Genomic DNA, 3,136 nt, shown 5'->3' on the forward strand with positions numbered 1-3,136 from the left:
ACCTGTCACCCGATCTCCGACTTCATCTTTAGCCGTCAGCAAAATCACCGGAATCTTAATTCCAGTCGATCGCAGTCGCCGACAAAGTTCTACCCCAGTCAGCCCTGGCATCATCCAATCCAAAATCGCCAAATCTGGCTCCGACTCGCGCACCAAAGATAGTCCCGACATGCCATCATGTGCCACAGTGACGCGATAACCTTCGCTTTGCAATTCCAACTCGATAAATCGGGCAAGTTTGATTTCATCTTCAACCAACAGGATATGTTGTGCCGTCATCTGTTTTTCCTAGATCGCGTTGGTAGTGCCCATTCACTAATTATCCGTGGTTGGGCGGTTATTTGGGCATCTTCAAAGCTGGATCTGACTGAATGGTACAGGGCATTTTGTCACATTTCTGCTCGTAGAGCTTTTGCACATAGGGCTTCTGCCAAACAGGGGGAATTTCTAGCAATGACTTAACTCCAGTAAAGGCTTGCCCAACGAACAGGATCAACGCAATCGAATTTAAAACAATATGAATATTCCGCCATCGATGGGTACGGTCCTGATAAATCTCTCTGACGATCGCTAGGGAAAAAATCATCAATAATGCCGCAACAATCCCGTAATAGTAATGAGAAATATACCATTGTGCATCATTACGATAAATACCATCCTGACTGCCCAGCACAATCAGCGCGACACTGGTAAGGATGGCAAATACACCTCGCCAGAGTCTGGCTTTCGCACGGTAAAGTAAGGCTAACGATCCGATCGCCGCTATAAAAACCAGGCTGATTAAGATAACTTGGAATGGATTTTTTACCCACACTTGTTTGTCTACAATATGGCCGAACACATCGACTGCAAATGCAATGAGGACGATACCCACCACCGAACCAGTCAGCCACCGACCTAATTGAGCGTGTTCTGGCCCTGCACTGGGCGGAATTGCACTTTTGGCTCCAGTCGATACCTGCAACCGCCGCTGGCGAGTCTGGAGCGCACGATTGATAACTATGCCAATTAATGGAAATACCACAGTCACAGCAATAAATGGATGTAGTAATAAGATTGTATCTCTATCCATGAAAACCTCTTTTAATTAATTGATAATTGATAATTGATAATTAATTATCGCAGCGATTCTAAATGACAAGCTTAATTTTTAACAAACTTGAAAAGGCAAGATATAAAGGTAAATTACTTTTATATCTGCCCTCTAAATACACTGTAATTATCCTAATAACTGCAATCTAGAAAACTAGGCTATTATTTAACTTCACTTGCTTGGAACGTAGCTATTCTACCTTTTTTAACAGCAACTACCACATCGTAAGTAGCGCAATAGGAGAAAGTGACATTATTGGCTTTGTTATATAAATTCACGACCATTCCTGCTCCACCAGGTTGAACTCCTAGTGGTTCTAAATCGCCATAAAAGAACCGACGTAATTGGTCGCCACCGCCAATCTGACCTTTGTTTTTAGTAACTAAGGTGATGCGCTCTTGGGCGGAAGGAAGGTCAGCCGCAGTCGCAACTATGCCAATCGATGGGGTGAAAGTTCCTGGTGCAATATGACCGACAGTAACCAATCCCAACACGGCAACACTGGTCAGTAAAGAAGTTAATTTCATAAAATTTAGGAATGAATATCGATAGAATGTGTTTCAGGTAAGCCCAACTGGCTCACTGAATTAACTATCGCAGCCAGCACTGAAAGCTATCTGAATTAGATCGATCGATTTCCTGAATTTATGCTGAAACTTTGCTCAGTTAAATCTCAGTAATTTCTCAGATTACCTACGAGATCGAGATCGCCTGCGATCCTCGATCAAAAGTACAACTATGCTGGTGCTAGCCAGAGCACTAGATTTCTCAGATAGATTTGGAGATCGGCGAGTGCCTGTGGTTCGGTCTGCATCGTGTTTCCGGGCGGCTCGGTGACAAAACTGGGGCAACCCATACTAATATCCCAGTTGTAATCACAAAAGTGATGAAATGTTGATTGGGCTACCGCTCTTCCCAGCAGATTACCTCAATCGTCTCGTTGGCGATTACCTCCGGTAGGCGTAGCCAACGAAAGCCACAATCAGGTTAAACTGACGATTTGTGACTAAGCTTTTGCCTGTAGCGATCTCCCGAGCATGGCCATTAACCGGAACTCCGACTGCACCCTCATGGGGATGGGCAAGAACTCAATGTGTCCAGACGAGTTGCATAGCGAACTACCCAAATTCATGTGATCGCGGGTAGTCAGGATGCCGCCGCCTTGCTGTCTAAATCGTGTAATGCCCTCACAGCCTCGTTGGCGTAGCCTCTCCTTTGGAGAATCGCCAATGCCATCAGCCACATCGACAGCAAACAACCACAGTTCGTCAAAATTATTCCGAGCGTCGTGAGACGACGCGCAAGCTTCAAGGGTACTCAGCACCGGATCGTTACCGTCAGCATCCGATTGGCGATCGCGGGATACAACCTCACATAATGGATTTCCCAATTCATCCTTGAGGGAGGACAGATACCGCTCCAATAACGAGAAGCGGGCGATACTCCAGTCATCATCAGTAGGGGTGATCGTGGTTTGTAGCAAAATTCGGAGCGGTTGTTTCATTGGCAATATCGCTCCGTATGACTTTGACCAGCAGACGCAGCACTGCTAATTCTCGCTCCGTGAGCGCGTCCGCTCGATCGACTCGTTCTGCTAGCTTCAGAGCAACTGTGGGGGCAATCTCCCGCTGCCCTTGATGCACCGATCTCACCGCATTCAGTAATTCTTTAGCGGTAGTATCTTTGAGCAAATAGCCTCTGGCTCCTGCTTGTAGCCCTCGATAGATATCAACATCGCCGTCATAGGTAGTTAGTACGATAATTCGGGCATCGGGGTCGTTAGTGCGGATTTGGGCGATCGCGGCGGCTCCTTCAAGTTTGGGCATCTGCAAATCCATCAGCGTCACATCAGGCTGGTGTTGCTGATAGAGATCCACCGCTTGTTCGTCAACTGATAAACTTAGCGAAACAGGTCGATCGAGTTCCCAACGATAAATGCCTTCACTGCTGATTTCAAATAGCGATCGATATAATTCTTCCGATTTCCTCAGTTCGTCGTCTTTCGCCTGACGCAGCGACCGCTTCATCTAGATTTTCAATCGT

General features: G+C 46.4%; 4 protein-coding genes and 1 pseudogene. All 5 read right to left on the minus strand.

Annotation, left to right across the window (positions count from 1 at the left end; translation table 11 throughout):
- A partial coding sequence (locus RMO27_RS06300) for a response regulator (RefSeq protein ID WP_309730643.1) occupies positions 1-279 on the minus strand: 279 nt, incomplete at its 3' end.
- Positions 280-337: 58 nt separating this feature from the next.
- Complete coding sequence (locus RMO27_RS06305; protein ID WP_309730645.1) at positions 338-1,072, minus strand: DUF4079 domain-containing protein; 735 nt, start codon at positions 1,070-1,072, stop codon at positions 338-340.
- Positions 1,073-1,254: 182 nt separating this feature from the next.
- Entirely contained in the window at positions 1,255-1,620 is a 366-nt protein-coding gene (locus RMO27_RS06310) for a hypothetical protein (RefSeq protein WP_309730648.1), read from the minus strand.
- 209 nt (positions 1,621-1,829) lie between these two features.
- Positions 1,830-2,597: pseudogene (locus RMO27_RS23760) on the minus strand (hypothetical protein).
- Complete coding sequence (locus RMO27_RS06320) at positions 2,548-3,120, minus strand: response regulator transcription factor (RefSeq protein WP_309730652.1); 573 nt, start codon at positions 3,118-3,120, stop codon at positions 2,548-2,550. Before RMO27_RS06320 ends, RMO27_RS23760 begins: the two are co-directional and overlap by 50 nt.
- Positions 3,121-3,136: the final 16 nt, after the last annotated feature.

The organism is Chamaesiphon sp. OTE_75_metabat_556 (assembly GCF_031378165.1).
Lineage (GTDB): Bacteria > Cyanobacteriota > Cyanobacteriia > Cyanobacteriales > Chamaesiphonaceae > Chamaesiphon.